This window comes from Halomonas sp., assembly GCF_029263665.1.
Taxonomy (GTDB): domain Bacteria; phylum Pseudomonadota; class Gammaproteobacteria; order Pseudomonadales; family Halomonadaceae; genus Halomonas.
The window spans coordinates 1-18,228 of the sequence record NZ_JAJUFQ010000037.1; the positions used below are offsets into that span (position 1 = coordinate 1).

The 18,228-nt window shown below is 56.7% G+C and carries 15 protein-coding genes and 1 pseudogene; 8 read left to right on the forward strand and 8 right to left on the reverse strand.

The annotated features are described in order from the left end of the window. The 5 genes from Q1K07_RS20620 to Q1K07_RS20640 form a co-directional block, all read right to left on the reverse strand. Positions 1-435: aldehyde dehydrogenase family protein (locus Q1K07_RS20620; RefSeq protein ID WP_300315630.1), on the reverse strand; the 435-nt coding region annotated here is incomplete at its 3' end. A 62-nt stretch (positions 436-497) separates the two neighbouring features. Continuing rightward, complete coding sequence (araD1, locus tag Q1K07_RS20625) at positions 498-1,484, reverse strand: AraD1 family protein (RefSeq protein WP_300315632.1); 987 nt, start codon at positions 1,482-1,484, stop codon at positions 498-500. 146 nt (positions 1,485-1,630) lie between these two features. Beyond that, entirely contained in the window at positions 1,631-2,593 is a 963-nt protein-coding gene (locus Q1K07_RS20630) for a family 43 glycosylhydrolase (RefSeq protein ID WP_300315635.1), read from the reverse strand. A 42-nt stretch (positions 2,594-2,635) separates the two neighbouring features. Next, the gene (locus Q1K07_RS20635; RefSeq protein WP_300315637.1) at positions 2,636-4,018 is read right to left on the reverse strand and encodes an MFS transporter; all 1,383 of its coding nucleotides are present in this window, start codon (positions 4,016-4,018) and stop codon (positions 2,636-2,638) included. A 129-nt stretch (positions 4,019-4,147) separates the two neighbouring features. Then, positions 4,148-5,140: a TRAP transporter substrate-binding protein gene (locus Q1K07_RS20640; RefSeq protein WP_300315670.1), complete on the reverse strand. Its 993-nt coding sequence runs from the start codon at positions 5,138-5,140 to the stop codon at positions 4,148-4,150. A gap of 205 nt (positions 5,141-5,345) precedes the next feature. Here Q1K07_RS20640 and Q1K07_RS20645 point away from each other — a divergent pair, with 205 nt between their 5' ends. The 3 genes from Q1K07_RS20645 to Q1K07_RS20655 all read left to right on the forward strand — a co-directional run bounded on the left by Q1K07_RS20645 (position 5,346) and on the right by Q1K07_RS20655 (position 10,005). Next, entirely contained in the window at positions 5,346-7,100 is a 1,755-nt protein-coding gene (locus Q1K07_RS20645; RefSeq protein ID WP_300315640.1) for an IlvD/Edd family dehydratase, read from the forward strand. 23 nt (positions 7,101-7,123) lie between these two features. Then, a complete protein-coding gene (locus tag Q1K07_RS20650) occupies positions 7,124-8,926 on the forward strand; it encodes an IlvD/Edd family dehydratase (RefSeq protein ID WP_300315643.1) in 1,803 nt (600 codons plus the stop codon). Positions 8,927-9,078: 152 nt separating this feature from the next. Further along, positions 9,079-10,005, forward strand: a complete 927-nt coding sequence (locus tag Q1K07_RS20655) for a Gfo/Idh/MocA family oxidoreductase (RefSeq protein WP_300315646.1) — start codon at positions 9,079-9,081, stop codon at positions 10,003-10,005. 108 nt (positions 10,006-10,113) lie between these two features. Here the strand turns inward: Q1K07_RS20655 and Q1K07_RS20660 are convergent, their stop codons facing one another. Next, a complete protein-coding gene (locus Q1K07_RS20660; RefSeq protein ID WP_300315649.1) occupies positions 10,114-11,079 on the reverse strand; it encodes a LysR substrate-binding domain-containing protein in 966 nt (321 codons plus the stop codon). 200 nt (positions 11,080-11,279) lie between these two features. Between Q1K07_RS20660 and Q1K07_RS20665 the strand changes: the two genes are divergently transcribed. From Q1K07_RS20665 to araH, 4 genes are all read left to right on the forward strand, one after another. Continuing rightward, positions 11,280-12,383 carry an aldose epimerase family protein gene (locus tag Q1K07_RS20665; RefSeq protein ID WP_300315652.1) on the forward strand — a complete coding sequence of 368 codons (1,104 nt, stop codon included), beginning with the start codon at positions 11,280-11,282 and terminating at the stop codon, positions 12,381-12,383. 350 nt (positions 12,384-12,733) lie between these two features. Then, the gene (locus tag Q1K07_RS20670; protein WP_300315655.1) at positions 12,734-13,729 is read left to right on the forward strand and encodes an arabinose ABC transporter substrate-binding protein; all 996 of its coding nucleotides are present in this window, start codon (positions 12,734-12,736) and stop codon (positions 13,727-13,729) included. Beyond that, positions 13,713-15,239: an L-arabinose ABC transporter ATP-binding protein AraG gene (gene araG, locus Q1K07_RS20675; RefSeq protein WP_300315658.1), complete on the forward strand. Its 1,527-nt coding sequence runs from the start codon at positions 13,713-13,715 to the stop codon at positions 15,237-15,239. Before Q1K07_RS20670 ends, araG begins: the two co-directional genes overlap by 17 nt. 73 nt (positions 15,240-15,312) lie before the next feature. Further along, the gene (gene araH / locus Q1K07_RS20680) at positions 15,313-16,338 is read left to right on the forward strand and encodes an L-arabinose ABC transporter permease AraH (RefSeq protein ID WP_300315661.1); all 1,026 of its coding nucleotides are present in this window, start codon (positions 15,313-15,315) and stop codon (positions 16,336-16,338) included. 102 nt (positions 16,339-16,440) lie between these two features. On the opposite strand, the gene Q1K07_RS20685 is transcribed toward araH, so the two are convergent. Beyond that, positions 16,441-17,202: an FCD domain-containing protein gene (locus Q1K07_RS20685; RefSeq protein ID WP_300315664.1), complete on the reverse strand. Its 762-nt coding sequence runs from the start codon at positions 17,200-17,202 to the stop codon at positions 16,441-16,443. A gap of 136 nt (positions 17,203-17,338) precedes the next feature. Continuing rightward, a complete protein-coding gene (locus Q1K07_RS20690; RefSeq protein WP_300315667.1) occupies positions 17,339-17,626 on the reverse strand; it encodes a hypothetical protein in 288 nt (95 codons plus the stop codon). 200 nt (positions 17,627-17,826) lie between these two features. Here Q1K07_RS20690 and Q1K07_RS20695 point away from each other — a divergent pair. Beyond that, positions 17,827-18,228 (forward strand): annotated as a pseudogene (locus Q1K07_RS20695) (UDP-glucose 6-dehydrogenase); the annotation flags it as partial.

Consider the following 18,228-nt stretch of genomic DNA (forward strand, 5'->3'; position numbering starts at 1 on the left):
ACGCTGGCGCAGATCGACGCGCGGTAGCGGCTGACGTTCAGGCAGTGCCGGGTCGATGCGCACATCCAGCCATTCGCCGGCACGCACCACCTGGGCAAACAGGCGTAGCTGGCCGCAGGTCCGGCCACGCTCACCTTCCAGACGGGCGCGTGGCAGGCCCGATTCGGCCATGGCGCGCACAATCAGGTCATCGCCAATGGCCTCGATTTCATCGGCAATGGTTTCCAGAAAGGACGCACGCTGTTCGGGCCCGGTTTCGCGATAGGCATCGAAGGCCTGCCAAGCGAGTTCACAGGCACGCTCGACCTCGGCCGTGCCGCCGCCGGGATAGCCGGGCTCGAGGCGCTCGCCGGTGGCCGGGTTGATGCCGTGGATGGGCTGGCCTTGGGCCAGTACGGCCTGGTTGCCGATCAGTTGCTTGCCTTCGAGGTTCATGCTGTCTCCTGTCGAAAGGAAAGTGGCCAAGAAAAAGTGGCCAATGAATAGGTAACGAAAAACTATAGTGCGGTGATGCTGAGCAAACCCTCGTCCTGGTCAGGAGCGGCAAGTGGGTTGCGCAGTGGTCGACCGAATGCCGCAAGCTCAATCTCGAAACGATCGCCAGGCTGGACCCTGATGTCATCGGCAAAACTCAACGTGGCTGTGCCGAAAAAGTGCACGTGAACATCTCCTGGACGACGGAAACCGGGATACTTGAAATGGTGATGCTCAAGGTTGGCCAGGCTATGGGCCATATTGTCTTCGCCAGTGAGAAAGGTCTTGTTCCACAGCGTCTCGCCGTGGCGAGTGATGCGACTGGTACCTTCCAGGTGAGCAGGCAGTTCACCGATCAGCAGCTCAGGACCAAAGCTGCAGGCACGCAGTTTGGAGTGGGCGAGCCAGAGATAATTGAAGCGTTCCGTCACGTGGTCGGAGAATTCATTGCCGATGGCAAAACCGAGCCGCCGAGGTTTCCCTTGGTGGTCGATGATGTAGAGCCCGGCCAACTCGGGTTCTTCTCCGGCATCCTGGGCGAAAGCGGGTGAGGGCAGGGGCGCCTCAGGGGCAATTACACAGCTACCATCGCCCTTGTAGAACCATTCCGGCTGGGCGCCGATGCTGCCTGCGGCGGGCTTGCCGCCTTCGACGCCCAGCTTGAACATGCGCATGGAATCGGTCATTTGCGATTCGTCGGTCTGCGTCTTGGCATGCATGGCGGAACGAGTATCCGCGCTGCCCAGGTGGGTCAGCCCCGTGCCGGTCACCAGGCAGTGGGCCGGGTCCGGATGGGTCAGAGGTGGCAGTAGCAGCCGTGATTCAATCAACTCGTCATAGCTCAGACATTGATCACCCAGGCTGGCTGCTACTGTTTCAGCCAGCGAAAGACCGCGTTCCAGCGCCCTTTGTGCAAGACCATAGGTATCGCTGTCGGTGAGCCGTACGTTGTCATCTTCGACCAGGGCCGCACGTGGCTTTTCCTGATACAGGCATTGGATCAATCGCATGGAAGGATTCCTTGATCATCGAGTTGATGTTGAACGACTCGGGAATATGTTCAACATATCTTTGGTATGACACTCATACAAGCATGCTGTAGGAGAAATACTTCCGTGACAGCATCAAGTACCGGTTTCAAACCGCATGGGTACTTTCACTGACGTGGCAGCAGGGTGTCGCTTCCTGCATGGCCGAAATCAGGAAACCCTCTGTCATCCCAACGAATAGGCTTGACGTAGGTGTGCCGATTGGGATCCCACAAAGGGTCTCCCTGGATTTGGGTGTAAGTGCGAGCGTGGTAGACCAGCAGGTCCGTGGAGCCTGATTCGTCTTCGGTAAAGCTGTTATGCCCAGGGCCGAAAATATGGTGGGTCATATCACTTTGCAGGACCGGTGTCGCAGACTTTTGCCAGCTTCGAGGGTCGAGAAGGTTGCTGCCGATATCCGCCCATAACAGTCCCATGCAGTAGTTTTCATCTGTGGCGCTGGCAGAGTAGGTAATGAAAATGCGCTGGCCGTGGGTGATGACGGCAGGCCCTTCGTTGACCAGGAAGCCACGTTTTTCCCACTCGTATTCCGGCTTGCTGAGACATATCGGTTCTCCACTCAATGTGTCCGGTGCCGCCATGGCAGAGAGGTACAGGTTGGAATTTCCCGGAACCTGAGGGTCTTTCTGGGCCCAGAGGTAGTACAGCTGATCAGCATGGCGGAAGGTGGTCGCATCGAGACTGAAACTGTCCAGTGGTGTCTCTATTCGACGGGGCTCACTCCATGGGCCCTTGCACGGATCATCGGCCTTGGTCGAAATACAGTACATGCGGTGCTGAAAGAGCCCATCGACAATCTCCCGCGATGGGGCGGCGGCAAAATAGATGAACCACTCTTCGTCATGGTGATGCAGTTCGGGAGCCCAGATCAGTTCACTGAGTGGCCCTTGGGAAGGTTTTGACCAGACAGTGGTCGCCGGGGCGCAGGATAGCTCGGAAATGCTGTCTGCAGCGCGGATCTCCAGCCGGTCGTACGTGGGGACTGACGCGATGAAGTAGTACCGATCCAGGTGTTTGATGATCCAGGGGTCGGCGCGTTGCTCTATCAGAGGCTTGGGCTGGAGAGGCATGTTTTACTCCCATGATGAGATATTGAATGGTCGGCATGGGTATCAGGAGGATGGCTTGCTGATACTGTCAGCAGGCCAGTCGTTGTCGGCCTGGTCGGCCTTGCCTGCCACCATGTTCTGGTAGTAAGCGTCCGTGATGCGATAAGGGAACATCAGTAGGCCCATCAGGGTGTGAAAGACACCGGGAAGAATGCACAGCATCAGGGCGATACCTGTAAGAGTGAAGCTACTCTGGTCGATGTTGGGCTGATAATCGAAGAAGCCCAGCAACATGCCCACCAGGAAGCCCGAGACCCCCATGCCAGCTTTCTGAAAGAAGGAAATTCCGCCAAAGGCCAGCCCTGAGACACGTTGGCCTGTCTTGGCTTCGCCATAGTCGACGGACTCGGCAATCGCTGACCAGAACACTGGTGCATGCAAGTCGACAACAAAAGAAATCAGAAAGTAGAAAATGAAAGCCAGGGCTATATCACCGGGGTTGACCAGCACGAACATCAAGGCGCTGAGCACTCCTGTCAGAACTTGGGTCCAACGGAATAGCTTGATCTTGCAATAGAATTTGGTGATCCAGGTGGATGCAATCATGGCCAGAATGGCGGCGATTACACCTGTGCTGAGAAAGGCGGAGAGCATGGAGGGGGAAGCCCCCAGATAATATTTTGCATAGTAGGCCGCGACACTGCTGCGCATGACGTAGCCCATGGTGCCGGTAAAACAGACGCCACACAGCAGCAGCCATTGGTCATTCTTGCGCAGAATGGCCAACTGCTGCTTGAAGGGTTTCTTGTCGATGCGGTGGTGTACCCGTTCCCTGGTCGTGGCATAGCAGAACAACAATAGTAGTGCTGCCAGCGCTCCCATCAGCCCCATGGCGACTTGATAACCGAGCCTCAGGTGGTCTGCACCAAAGGAGGCGGCCAGTTCCGGGACAATGATGGTGACCAGAAAGGCGGCAATCTTGGCAAAGAACAGACGGTAGCCATTGGCCGAGAGCTTGTCCTTCGGGTTGTCGGTAAGCGCTCCGATCAAGGAGATGTATGGAATGGTGACAGCAGTAAAGAGCAGTGTGACAAGTAGATAGGTCGCATAAGCCCAGACCAGCTTGGCATTGTAGTCCCAATCCGGGGTAGTGAAGAGCAGTAGAACAGAAATGCCAAATGGCACGGCAAAAATCAGGAAATAAGGACGATAACGACCTTTGGGAGTATTGATGCGATCGGTGATCATGCCCATCAAAGGGTCTGTGACGGCATCTACCAGCCGGGCTACCAGGAACAGAATGCCCATGTGGCTGGGCTTTAGGCCAAAAATATCCGTATAGAAATAGGAGATGATCAGAAACATGGAGGATATGACGACATTGATCGCCATATCGCCACTGCCGAACCCTATCTTCTCCAGATATGTCATGCGTGGCGTTGCCATGGGAGCTCCTTGCTATGGGCAGAAGCCGGCTTCTCCAATGCCGAAGCCGGCCGGTCCTCGTTGCGGATAGTCCTTTGCGGATGGTCCTTTGCGGATAACCCAGTGGATGTTTAATAAAACCGCATGGTGTTAAAGCTGCCCTCGCCGGCGCAGGAAGTCGGTGGCGGCGGTGTAGATTTTCTGGGTCATGTCATTGTCATCGGCCCATTCCTTCCATTCCTGTTCTGCCGCTTGGCGGAAGGCCAGGCGGTCTTCGGCGGAAAGGTCGATCGGGTGCACATCCGGGTCTTCTTTCAGCTTGGCCAGGGCCTCCAGGTCCTGAGCCTTGAGTCGGGCGATCAGGTCATAGGACATGGCATCGAAAGAGGTCTTCAGGAGATCCTGAAGGTCCTCAGGTAGCTCGTCCCATATCGCCTTGTTGAGCGAAATGGCGATCATTGGCATGGAGTGGAAGCCGGGATACAGCGGGTAGGGGGCGAAGGCATGCAGGCCCATGGCATCGTTGTTGGAAAGCACCGTGGAATCCGCGGCATCAATCACGCCCTTCTCAAGCCCGGTATAGACCTCGGAGCCCGGAAGGTTGACGGGAGTCGCCCCGATACGTTCGAAGATGTTGTACACCATGCCTTGAGGCGCTCGTATCTTGAGGCCTTTGAAGTCTTCCAGGCTTTCGATGGCGACAGTGGAGGGAATGGATTCGAGCGGAAACGTGGCGGCAGCAATCAAGTGGGTGCCATAAGGTGCCACCAGCTCGTTGTAGAGATCTTCTCCACCCCCGTCTTTCATGAATTCCAGAAAGTCGTAGGGGTTGTTCCATGCACCTACCAGATTGCCCAACATGCCAAAGGCAGGATCCTGGCCTGAGAAGTAGCTGGGGTCGGTCATGTGTCCCTGAAGAATGCCGGCACTGACGGCCTGCAAGGTTTCCGTGGGACCTACCACGCTGTTGATCGGTAATACCTCGATACTGATACGGCCACCGCTCATGGTTTCAATGCGCTGGGCCCATTCCTGCTTGATCTTGAAACTCGGCTCCCCGGCAGTTTCTGACGCCTGAAACTTCCAGTCGTATTCGGCAGCCTGGGCGTTCACGCTGGCGAATAAAGCGGAAGCGCAGAACATCAGGACAGGGCCCGGGTGTCGGATAAGGCGTGACATGGCGTGTCTCCCTTGCAGGCTTGGTTGTTGTTGTGGGGTTGTTTGAGAATGACGTGCCATGAAATGTTGCTCATGATGAGAGTATGTTCAACATATACTTTTGTATGTATGTACTTAAGTGGCTTGGCAACGTAACGTTTCCGCTAACCACCTTTCAGGAGCGACTTTCATGAGCAAGCCTTCCTCGCCCAAGCGTCCACTCCGCAGCAGTCAGTGGTTCGGCAGTGCCGACAAGAATGGCTTCATGTACCGCAGTTGGATGAAGAATCAGGGCATACCCGATCATGAGTTCGACGGCCGACCGATCATCGGTATCTGCAATACCTGGTCTGAGCTGACGCCCTGCAATGCTCACTTCCGCAAGTTGGCCGAGCATGTCAAGAAAGGCATCTTCGAGGCGGGAGGGTATCCGGTGGAATTCCCGGTGTTCTCCAATGGTGAGTCCAACTTGCGCCCTACGGCGATGTTCACGCGCAATCTGGCAAGCATGGACGTAGAAGAAGCGATACGTGGCAACCCGATTGACGGTGTCGTGCTGCTGACGGGGTGTGACAAGACGACCCCTGCATTGCTGATGGGAGCTGCCAGCTGCGACATTCCTGCCATCGTGGTGACAGGCGGCCCCATGCTCAACGGCAAGCACCAAGGGCGGGATATCGGTTCCGGCACCGTCGTGTGGCAACTGTCGGAAGAGGTCAAGGCGGGCAAGATATCCATGCATGATTTCATGGCGGCCGAAGCCGGCATGTCCCGCTCGGCAGGTACCTGCAACACCATGGGAACCGCGTCCACCATGGCGTGCATGGCCGAGTCACTAGGCGTTTCGCTACCGCATAATGCCGCGATTCCTGCGGTGGACTCACGGCGTTATGTGCTGGCGCACCTGTCGGGCAATCGTATTGTCGATATGGTTCGCGAAGATCTGAGGCTGTCGAAGGTGCTGACCCGTGAAGCCTTCGAAAACGCCATACGTACCAATGCTGCGATTGGAGGCTCGACCAATGCGGTGATCCATCTCAAGGCCATTGCAGGGCGGATGGGTGTGGAGCTTGAGCTGGATGACTGGACGCGAGTGGGACGCGGTACGCCGACGTTGGTTGACCTGCAACCGTCCGGGCGTTTCCTCATGGAAGAGTTCTACTATGCCGGTGGTCTGCCTGCCGTGTTACGACGCCTAGGCGAAGCTGATCTGCTGCCGCACAAGGAAGCGCTGACAGTGAATGGTCAGTCGCTGTGGGACAACGTCAAGGATGCACCTCTCTATGATGATGAAGTGGTTCGTCCACTGGACAAGCCATTGGTGGAAGACGGCGGCATCTGTGTACTGCGTGGCAACCTGGCGCCCAAGGGCGCGGTACTCAAGCCATCGGCTGCGAGTCCGGAGCTGATGCGGCATCGTGGCCAGGCGGTGGTGTTCGAGAACTTCGATGACTACAAGGCACGTATCAATGACCCTGACCTGGAAGTGGACGAGAGCAGCATTCTGGTCATGAAGCACTGCGGTCCGCGTGGTTATCACGGCATGGCAGAAGTCGGCAACATGGGATTACCGGCGAAGCTGTTGGCCAAGGGGGTGACGGACATGGTGCGAATCTCCGATGCACGCATGAGTGGTACGGCCTATGGCACGGTGGTATTGCATGTCGCGCCCGAAGCTGCTGCGGGTGGCCCGTTGGCGGCAGTACGCAATGGCGACTGGATCGAGTTGGATGCCTACGCGGGGCGTCTGCACCTGGAGGTCAGCGAGGAAGCGTTGGCACAACGCCTGGCCGAGAGCGATGCCACTGCCATGTCACGCCAGATTGCCGCCAGCGGAGGATATCGCCAGTTGTATATCGAGCATGTACTGCAAGCCGATGAAGGCTGCGATTTTGATTTTCTGGTGGGATGCCGTGGCGCTGAAGTGCCACGTCATTCCCACTGAAACGTGGCACAGGAGCCGATATCATGGCTAGTCGACCACGCATGATGCCAGATAACCTGCGTTCACGCTGGTGGTTCGATAATCCCGATCACCCCGGAACCACTGCACTGTGCATCGAGCGCTACATGAACCAGGGCATTACTCTGGAGGAACTGACTTCCGGGCGGCCGATCATCGGTATTGCCCAGTCCGGTTCGGATCTGACACCGTGCAATCGCCATCATCTAGAGCTGGCCAAGCGGGTGAAGGACGGGATTCGCGCTGCCGGTGGTGTTCCGTTCGAATTTCCTCTGCACCCGATTCACGAGAACGTACGCCGGCCGACGGCGGCACTGGATCGCAATCTGGCGTATCTGGGGCTGGTGGAAGTGCTGCACGGTTATCCCCTGGATGGTGTCGTGCTGACCACTGGCTGTGACAAGACCACACCGGCCTGCGTGATGGCGGCTGCCACGGTCAATATTCCGGCCATCGTGCTGTCAGGCGGCCCTATGCTCAATGGCTGGCGTGGCAATGAGCGGGTCGGGTCCGGCACCATTATCTGGGAATTGCGCAAGCGCCTTGCGGCAGGGGATATCGATTATGGCGAGTTCCTGGCCAGGGCCACGCAGTCAGCGCCTTCGGTAGGGCATTGCAATACCATGGGCACGGCCTCGACCATGAATGCCATGGCGGAAATACTGGGTATGAGCCTGCCAGGCTCGGCGATGATTCCTGCGCCCTACAAGGAGCGGGCCATGCTGGCCTACGACACTGGGGAGCGCATTGTCGATATGGTCTGGGAGGACTTGCGGCCGCTGGACATTCTGACCCGGGAAGCCTTCGAGAATGCCATCGTGGTGTGTTCGGCATTGGGTGGCTCATCCAATGCGCCGGTCCATGTCAATGCCATTGCTCGGCATGCCGGTGTGTCGCTGGACAATGATGACTGGCAGCGCATTGGTCATGAGATCCCGCTGCTGGCCAATGTCATGCCGGCTGGCGCTTATCTTGGGGAAGAGTTCCATCGTGCCGGAGGCGTTCCTGCCGTGGCCTGCGAGTTGCTTGGCCAGGGACTTCTGCATGGCGGCGTGATCACTGCCAATGGCCGCAGTCTGGCGGAAAATGTGGCTGGCCGGGAAACCAATGATGAAGAAGTCATCCGGCGCTTTGACAACCCGCTGGTGGCGCATGCGGGCTTCCTCAATCTCAAGGGCAATCTGTTTGATTCGGCGTTGATGAAGACCAGTGTGATATCGCCGGATTTCCGCCGCCGCTTTCTCGAAAACCCCGATGACCCGAATGCCTTTGAAGGGCCAGTCGTCGTGTTCGATGGCGCGGAAGATTACCACGCCCGTATCGAGGATCCTGCACTGGGGGTTGATGCCAGCACTATTCTGATCATGCGTGGTGCCGGGCCTGTCGGGCATCCCGGCGGAGCTGAGGTGGTCAATATGCAGCCCCCGGCGGCACTGATCGAACAAGGTATCGAATCCTTGCCGTGCCTGGGGGATGGGCGTCAGTCAGGCACTTCCGGTTCGCCGTCGATCTTGAATGCTTCCCCTGAAGCGGCCACGGGTGGCCCTTTGGCCCTGGTCGAGAGTGGAGACCGTCTGCGAGTGGATCTGGGCAAGGGAGAAGTACGGCTATTGGTTGATGATGAGGTGCTGACTTCTCGCAGGGAACAGTTGGAGAGGCAGGGAGGGTATGCCTATCCCCGACACCAGACGCCGTGGCAGGAAATTCAGCGCACGCTTGTTGAGCCGCTGGATCGCGGCATGACGCTGTCTGGTGCGGACCAATATCGCGATGTCGCCAGAGTGAGTCCGCCGCGGGATAACCATTGATAGCGTGACATGATCGAAAGCGTGACACGACCTGATAAGGCATGGATGCCGGGAAAGGTGCTGGCAAGGTAGGAATGTGGCCGTTAGACTGCCTCGCCATTGCTTCCTTCATGTTGCAACGCTATTCCTATGGCATTCAAGGAGACCTTGCCATGAGCAAATTTCGTCTGGGGCTGGTTGGCGCTGGCAAGATTGTGCGTGACCAGCACCTTGGTGCTATTGCGGCGATACCGGGCTTGGTGCTGGAAGCGGTGGCTGATCCTCATGCCAGCCTGGAAGGCGTTGCCAGCTACGCCAGCCTGGAAGCGATGCTCGATGCTCGGCCAGAGATCGACGCGGTGGCCATCTGCACACCCGCGAGCTTGCGTCATGAGTTGGCACGACTGGCGTTGAGTCGTGGCAAGGCCGTGTTACTGGAAAAGCCGCCAGGAGCGACCCTGGCCGAGACCGAAGATCTCAAGGCCTATGCCGAGGCACAAGGAGCGGTGCTGTTTGCTGCCTGGCATTCACGTTTTGCACCGGGAATTGCTTCTGCCCGCGAGTGGCTTGCGGGGCGAACCGTGCATGCAGTCAGCATTCGTTGGCATGAGGATGTCAGAGTATGGCATCCCGGGCAGGCCTGGTTGTGGCAGGCGGGCGGCATGGGCGTCTTCGATCCCGGTATCAATGCCTTGTCCATTTTGACCGAGGTTCTGGAACAGCCTTTCTTTCTCAAGGCGGCTGAACTGGATGTTCCGGCCAACAGCCAGACGCCCATTGCCGCACGTCTCGATTTTCGTACCGCTGAAGGTGCTGAGGTGCAGGCGGATTTCGACTTTCGCCATGAAGATCCACCACATTGGGAGATGCGCATCGACACGACGTCGGGTGTACTGGAGCTGGAGCGCGGTGGCGCCCGGTTATTGATCGATGGGCAAAGCGTGGTAGATGAACCAGAGCGAGAGTACCAAGGCGTCTACGGGCATTTTCATAGCCTGCTTGAGCGTGGTGAAAGCGACATGGACATCACGCCATTGCGCCATGTGGCAGATGCCTTGATGCTTGGGCATCGCAGGGGTGTTGAAGCTTTTCTTGACTAGCGTTGGCGCTTTTCTTGACCAGCGTTGGAGCTTTTCTTGAACAGTGTCGAGGCATCTATCGAATAAGGCGTAGACGGACACTTTTCGCGACTTTCCACGGCTTTTTCGCTACGAGGTCTGCTGTTGACGGATAATGCTGCGCAATTTGGTGGTCAGAGCCGCAGCCCCTGGCGATAAACGCTTTTCGCGCAGCGTCACCAGACCATAAGGCTGGACATTCAGGGCTTCCTGGGTTGGCAGCAGACAGAAGCGTTGAGGGTCGCACAGCAGCTCGGCGACCTCGCGCGTGGTCATTGCCAGTGTATCGGTGGAGGACACCAGCGCCAGTGATACCAGGATGTCTGAAGTATCGACGATCTGTCTGGGGGGGACCAGGTCATGGTACATCAGCAGATGATCGAAGCGCTGGCGCATCAATGCGCCCGGGGGCTGTAATGCCCAGGGATACTGCATCATCTCTGTAAGGGAAGGTGTGGTGGTGATGGCCAAGGGGTGGTCATGGCGACACACGAAGCACGTGGCTTCTTCGCCGATTTCCTCGAAGATGAAGGGACGAGTATCGAAGCCGAGTGGGATGCGGCATAGCGCCATATCCAGCTGGCCTTCCTGTAGTCGGGGAATCAGGGCTTGGCTGACATCCACATCGACGCTGATGTGCAGGCCCGGCAAGCTTTTGCGGGTCGCCTCAAGAGAACGAGACAGCAGGGTGACGGCAGGATCCATGACGGTACCTACCGCCACTGTGCCGGCATTGCCTGCCTGTATGGCGTTGAGTTCATCTCCCGTCTGTCTCAACGATGCCAGCATGTCTCGGGCATGACGTATCACAACTTCCCCATACCAGTTGGGCTCCAGGCCACGAGGGTGTCGCTCGAACAGCTTGAGCCCAAGCCGATCCTCGATGTCGCCCAACAGCTTTGAAGCGGCAGGCTGGCTGATAGCCAGGCTGGCAGCAGCTCGATGGAGGTTGCGATGATCATCGAGGGCCGTAAACAGTTCCAGATGACGTAACTTTAGTCGGACATTGATGAACCAGTCTGGAGCGAGATGATGTGGAGACATATAGCGGGACATGTTCAGTGATAACCGAATGAGTATCAAAATTGGCTTTGAGCAGTATTAGCGGTTAAGGCTCGGGGTGTCCAGGGTAAGGGGATACCCCACAGGAGAATTGCGACATGCGGCCAAGGATCTGCTCGGTGATGGTCTGTGCGCTAGGCATTGCCGGCTCTATATCGTCTACGATGGCGATAACCCAGGATGAGGACGCGTCAATGCAGAAACCCCCATCTTCCGTGAGCTCTGCTCCATTTGGGCAACTCGACGATGGTCGCGAGGTTGCACTCTATCGTCTGGTCAATGCCAATGGCATGGAAATGGCCGTTACGCCATATGGTGGCACCATCGTGTCGCTCAAGGTTCCCGATGATGAGGGAAATCTGGATGACATCGTGCTGGGCTTTGAGCATCTGGAAGACTACCTGGCTCCTGCATACCAGCGGGCCAATCCATATTTTGGTGCTCTCATTGGCCGTTATGGCAACCGCATTGCGGGAGCGAGCTTCAGTATTGATGGCAAGACATATCGGCTGCCTGCCAATGATGGTGACAATCATCTGCATGGTGGCACACAAGGTTTCGATCGTCGGTTATGGCAGGCACAAGCATTCGAAGAGGAGCATGCTGTCGGGCTGCTGCTGACGCTTGAAAGTCCCGATGGGGATCAAGGGTATCCCGGGACACTGCGGGCACAGGTGCGTTATACCCTGGCCGATGACAATGCATTGGACATTCGTTATGAGGCGTCCACCACGGCGACAACCCCCGTCAATCTCACTCAGCACAGTTATTTCAATCTCGATGGAGAAGGGAGTGGCGACATACTGGCACACCGCTTGATGATCAATGCCAGTGGTTTCACGCCGGTGGATGATGCCTTGATTCCTCTTGGAGAGGTCCGCTCGCTGGACAACTCACCATTGGATTTTCGTACCCCTGTAGCAATCGGTAGACGTATTGATGAGGATGATCAGCAGTTGCTGAAAGGCAAGGGCTATGATCACAATTTCGTGATCAACCGTGGTGAGGCCGCAGCAGAGGAACTGGTACTGGCTGCTCGGGTGGAGGCGCCGCTCAGTGGCAGAGTCATGGAAGTGTATACGTCGGAGCCAGGCATACAGTTCTATTCGGGAAATTTCCTTGATGGCAGCCTGACGGGAAAGTCAGGCGTGCCTTATCAGCAGCACTCAGGCTTCGCCCTGGAAACCCAGCATTATCCCGATTCGCCCAATCAGCCGGACTTCCCCTCGACCTTGCTGACACCTGAAGAGACCTATCTTAGCCATACTCGATACGTATTTTCTTCGGTGCCGCAGTAGCAGCAACAAGCAGAACGTTTTGTTTCCTGCTCATCGGTATTGCCACTTTAGTCTGGCCAATTCATGCCCGCTGTCACGCCACCTCCGGGTGGCGTGGTCCTTTGCAGGTTAGTGATATTCATTTGAATATCACTAATGAAGCATTATGCCATTAGATGGTTATTGAAAGGCGGCCTAGGCTGCGTGAGTTATCTGATCGTTACCTGCCTATGGCAGGCAGGTAACGACTGATGCACTAGCCGATACAGCAACCCGATAGAAGCCATCACAACAATCAGCACAACAACAATCATCACAATAATTATCACAACAACTATGACAACAACGTTCATGCCAGGAAGGAGAACGAGATGAAACCACGGTCGTTATTGGCATCTGCCATGTTAGGTACTGCCGTACTGCTATCTACCTCAGCCCATGTGTTGGCTGCGGATGATGAAGTAATCCTTGGCTTCATCGTCAAGAAGCCTGAACAGGCATGGTTCATCAATGAACAGAAGGCAGCTACTGCACTCGGGGCAGAGAAAGGATTCAAGGTGGTACGTCTGGCAGGAGAAGACGGTCAGCAGGTGCTCAGTGCCATCGACAACCTGAACTCCCAGGGCGCCCAGGGATTCGTCATCTGTCCTCCGGACGTACGCCTGGGGCCGTCGATCATGCATCGGGCCAACCAGTATGGCATGAAGGTCATTACGGTGGACGACCGTTTCGTCGGTGGTGATGGCGCGCCATTGGAGGGTGTTCCACATCTAGGGATGTCGGGCTACAAGATCGGTCAGCAGGTAGGCAATGCGATTGCTGATGAAATGGAAGCCCGTGGCTGGGATCCTGCTGAAGTTGCGGCTCTGCGCATTACCAATTATGAGCTGCCGACAGCAAAGGAACGTACTGACGGGGCTAGCGATGCCTTGCTCGAAAGAGGCTTTGTTGAAGCCAATATCTTTGATGCTCCTCAACAGAATACCGATACGTCCAGTGCCTTTTCCGCTGCCTCTCCGGTGATCTCCAAGAATGGGGATTTCGAACACTGGGTCATCTACGCCTTGAATGAAGAAAGTGTGCTGGGCGGCGTTCGGGCCACGGAACAGTATGGTCTGGCGGCGGATGATGTCATTGGCGTGGGCATCAACGGGTCAGGGGCGGCGTTTGCCGAATTTTCCCGGGATCGTCCTACAGGCTTTTATGCCACGGTGGCCGTCAGTTCCACCTCTCATGGTCGTGAGACGGCCGATAGTCTCTATCGCTGGGTAACGGAAGATGTAGAACCTTCTGCCAATGTGGAAACACAAGGCACCCTGATGACACGGAGCAATTGGGAGCAGGTGCGCGATGAACTCGGTCTGTGAATCCCCAGATGAAGCGAGCGATATCCCTTACCTGCAGATCGACGGTGTCACGGTGGAGTTTCCTGGTGTTCGTGCCCTGGATGGGGTGAGCTTTTCGGCCAAGGCTGGAGAAGTGCATGCCCTGATGGGGGAGAACGGTGCAGGCAAGTCGACATTGCTCAAGGTGCTGAGTGGGGTCAACCGTGTCAATGCAGGAGCGGTCGTGCTGGATGGACAGCGACATGTCTTTGCCAATGCCCGGGAGGCGTTGGCAGAAGGAATTGCCATCATCTATCAGGAATTGACATTGTCGCCCAATCTTTCCGTGGCAGAGAACCTGCTGCTTGGCCAGTTACCTGAAAGGCGTGGATTTCTTGATCGCCGGAGCATGTATCGCCGGGCCCAGGAAATTCTTGAAGAGCTTGGCGAGTTGGGCGTACACCCTGCAACCAAGGTAAGGGAACTGTCGATCGGTCAGCAGCAGATGATCGAGATAGGCCGAGCACTGTTACGGGATGCCAAGATCATCGCGTTTGATGAGCCGACCAGCAGCCTGTCGGTTCAGGAGACTCGCCAGCTCAAGCGTATCGTCAAGCGACTGCGGGATGAAGGGCGCGTAGTGCTCTATGTGACGCACCGCATGGAAGAGGTATTCGAGATGTGCGATGCGGTCACGGTATTTCGTGATGGTCGCCATATTCGTACGCATGAGCATATGGATGGGCTCGATCATGACACCCTGGTCAGCGAGATGGTCGGTCGCGATATCGATGATGTGTACGGCTACCGGCCCCGGCAGGTGGGCGAAGTATTGCTGGATATCGCGGAGCTCGAGGGCCCCGGTCTCACTGCCCCCGTGAGTTTCGATGTTCATCGCGGCGAGTTGTTTGGGCTGTTTGGCCTGGTGGGAGCAGGACGCTCTGAGCTGATGCGCCTGGTGTGTGGCGCAGAAACACCAACGTCAGGTGTCGTGAGTTTTCAGGGAGAAGCCTGTCGCTTTTCCTCCACTGGGCAGGCTATCCAGGCGGGTATCGCCTTATGTCCCGAAGACCGCAAATCCCAGGGCATCTTTCCGAGCGCCAGTGTCTCCGACAACCTCAATATCAGCTGTCGTCGTTTTTTCAAGCGCCTGGGTTGGCTGCGTCACCCTCGCAGGGAGACGGAAAATACCCTGGATTACATACAGCGCTTGAGTATCAAGACTCCCGGGCCAAGGACGCGTATCTCGACGCTGTCCGGAGGCAATCAGCAGAAGGTAATCCTGGCCCGTTGGCTCGCCGAGGAAATCGAGCTGTTCGTGATGGACGAGCCGACCCGAGGAATTGATGTTGGTGCACGCAGGGACATCTACTCGTTGTTGTATGACTTGGCTGATCAGGGCAAGAGCGTAGTGGTGATCTCCAGTGACCTGGCGGAGGTCAGTGCCATATGCGATCGAGTTGGCGTGATGCGCGATGGTCAGTTAATGGAGATCGTGCCCCGTGCGGAAGCCAGCCCTGAGCGTTTGCTGGGCCTGGCGCTTCCTGCATGAACTTCAGGTGGCAGCGTCAAAAGGCAGCAATGCCACATGGCAACCGAGTGACAATAAAAAAGAGTGACAAGTTATGACGACGCATCACGTGATAGAGAGTGAAGGAGAGCGTGCAAGCACGCCGAACGAGCATCCTGCAGGCCGCGAGGGCTTGACCAAACCATTACGCACACTGATCGATACTTCCGGATTGATTGCGATCTTCATCGTGCTGTTTATTGGCCTGTCGGTGTTCATTCCGGACTTCCTTACTGGACGCAACATGGTGGGGCTGTTTCTGTCGGTGACACTGATTGGCACTATCGCGACGACCATGATGCTGGTGCTGGCGCTAGGAGAAGTCGATTTGTCGGTGGCTTCCATTGTCGCTTTTAGCGGGGTCGTTGCCGCAATACTCACCAGCACATCGGGCAGTGTTGTGATCGGAGTTGCGGGCGGTATCGCCGCAGGTGGAGCGGTAGGGGCCTTCAATGGCTTCGTTGTGGCGCGCTTTGGCATCAATTCACTGATTGCCACCCTGGCCGCCATGGAGTTTGTGCGCGGGCTGGCTTATATCACCTCTGGCGGTGATGCCGTGATGATTACGGTACCGGCTTTCTTCGACTTGGGCAGTGCCTCTCTGTTTGGCCTGACCTTGCCCGTCTGGGCCATGATTGCCTGTTTCATCATCTTTGGTGTCGTACTCAACATGACGGCTTTCGGTCGTAATGTGCTTGCGACAGGAGGTAACGCCGAAGCGGCTGCACTGGCGGGTGTCAACGTTCGACGCTTGAAGATCATCGTATTTGGATTGCAGGGAGTGGTGGCTGGTATTGCGGGAGTGCTGCTGACATCCCGCATGGGATTGGGAGATCCCAATACCGCCTTGGGTCTGGAACTTGCCGTCATTTCAGCCTGCGTGCTTGGCGGCGTTGCTCTGTCCGGCGGCATCGCTTCCATCACCGGTGTGTTGGTCGGGGTATTGATCATGGGCTGTGTGCAGAATGCCATGGGCCTGCTCAATGTGCCGACCTTCTACCAGTACCTGGTGCGCGGAGCTATCCTGCTGCTGGCTGTCATGTTCGATCGCTGGAAGCAGACCCGAAGAACGCGAGCATGAGTGAAGGATAGTTGGCTGCTGTCGTTGGTCAACATGTGCTTCTACGCTCAGGCATCGTGCTCCATTCTTGCCGTTTTAATGATGCATTTTACAGGCCCCGGCTTACTGAGCAGGAAGAGGCGCCCAGGCACTGCCCAGAATGGCATCGCCTGGGCGTATGCCCAAGGCATCTGCCGTTCCTGCCAGTACCGCTTGGGCCGCACGAAAGGCATCTTCCGGAGCCCTGGCCCGAATGGCCTCCATCAGTTGTCGATGACGCTCAAGGCTAGCCTCGGGGTCAGTGGCACTTTCGTTGGAGCTTTCAATCAATAGCGAGATGGCTGGGCGCAGGATATGTGACAGCTGTGACCAGACGATATTGCGGGTAGCCTTGAAGATCGCCACGTGAAAAGCGATATCGTAATCGCTATGAAGACGCTTGTTGCCAAGTTGGCTCTGCATTTCCCGTGCCATGCCATCAAAGGCTTCTTCGATGGCGACCAGGTCCCGTGCTGTGGCCCGACGTGCTGCCGTCATGGCGACATAGGGCTCGACATCAAGTCGGAAAGCAAGGATCTCACGTTGAATGTCGGGATTGGGTGCGGCATACCGGGTCATCCACTCGGTTACCTGAGGATCCAGGATATTCCATGACTCGAAAGCACGTACCTTGGAACCATGCCCGGAAATGCGTTCAATGATGCCTGCATCTACCAGCTGGCGCAGATCGCTGCGTACAGCAGAACGATTGATGGAGAACTGTGTGGCCAGATCCACTTCCTTGGGGACGAAGTCACCAGGTTGATAGCGACCCGAAAAAATGGCTTCAGCCAGATATTCGGCGATACTGGGGCGTTTTGACACGCTGACAGGGGGGTGGGGCACGCTAAGACTCCGCAGGACAACCCCGAAGATGCTAGCGAATGTTCAACATTTTCACAATCACATCACAGAGTTAGGTTTTGCACCGTAACGGGGCCTCGGTGAATGGCAGGCCGGGGCCGGGATAGTGAGAGGAAATTCAGTCGCAGGCACCGACGCCGAACATGTCGAATGCGAGTTCGCGACCTTCCTGGCTAAGGATCAAGCGGCCCTTGGGGCTGTAGGCAACCGTACCGCTGTTCAGCAAGCGCCGCAGACAAGCGTTGCCCTGGCTATCCTGTGTCATGGCACCCACCGTATTGGCATCCAGGCCAAAGTGCATATCGGTGAGCATCTCCAGTACGCCGCCAAGGCGATAGAGGGCATTGGCGAATCGTGCCAGGTCGATACGAGGATCGGTGTCGATATATTGGGCGATGGCACCCATGTCACGGGCCTTCTGGTCAACAGGATATTCGTAGTATAACGGCTCACTCGACATTAGACCAATGTCTAATATTGAGGGATGAGAAAGACCGCGGAGGGTTGTTCTACGTAGTCGGCTTGTCGCGAGACTTCAGCTTATCGGTGATATCATCCCGGACATCGTCATCACTATTCGGGATGAAAGGAATTGGGAGACAGGGCATGAAAATCACCATTTTTGGCACAGGTTATGTGGGGCTGGTGACGGGCACCTGTCTGGCCGACGTTGGTCACGACGTCATGTGCATGGATGTGGATACCGACAAGATTGCCCGCCTCAAGGAGGGAGAGATCCCGATTTATGAGCCGGGGCTGGAGTCCATGGTCAAGACCAATGTGGCGGCAGGACGGTTGCGCTTCACCACGGATCCCGAAGAGGCGGTGGGCTTTGGTGAGCTGCAGTTTATCGCGGTGGGCACGCCTCCGGATGAGGACGGCAGTGCGGACCTCAAGTATGTGCTGGCGGTTGCGGAGACCATTGGCGAGTACATGCAGGAAGACAAGGTCGTGGTCGACAAGTCCACTGTGCCGGTGGGGACGGCGGACAAGGTGCTGGCGACGGTG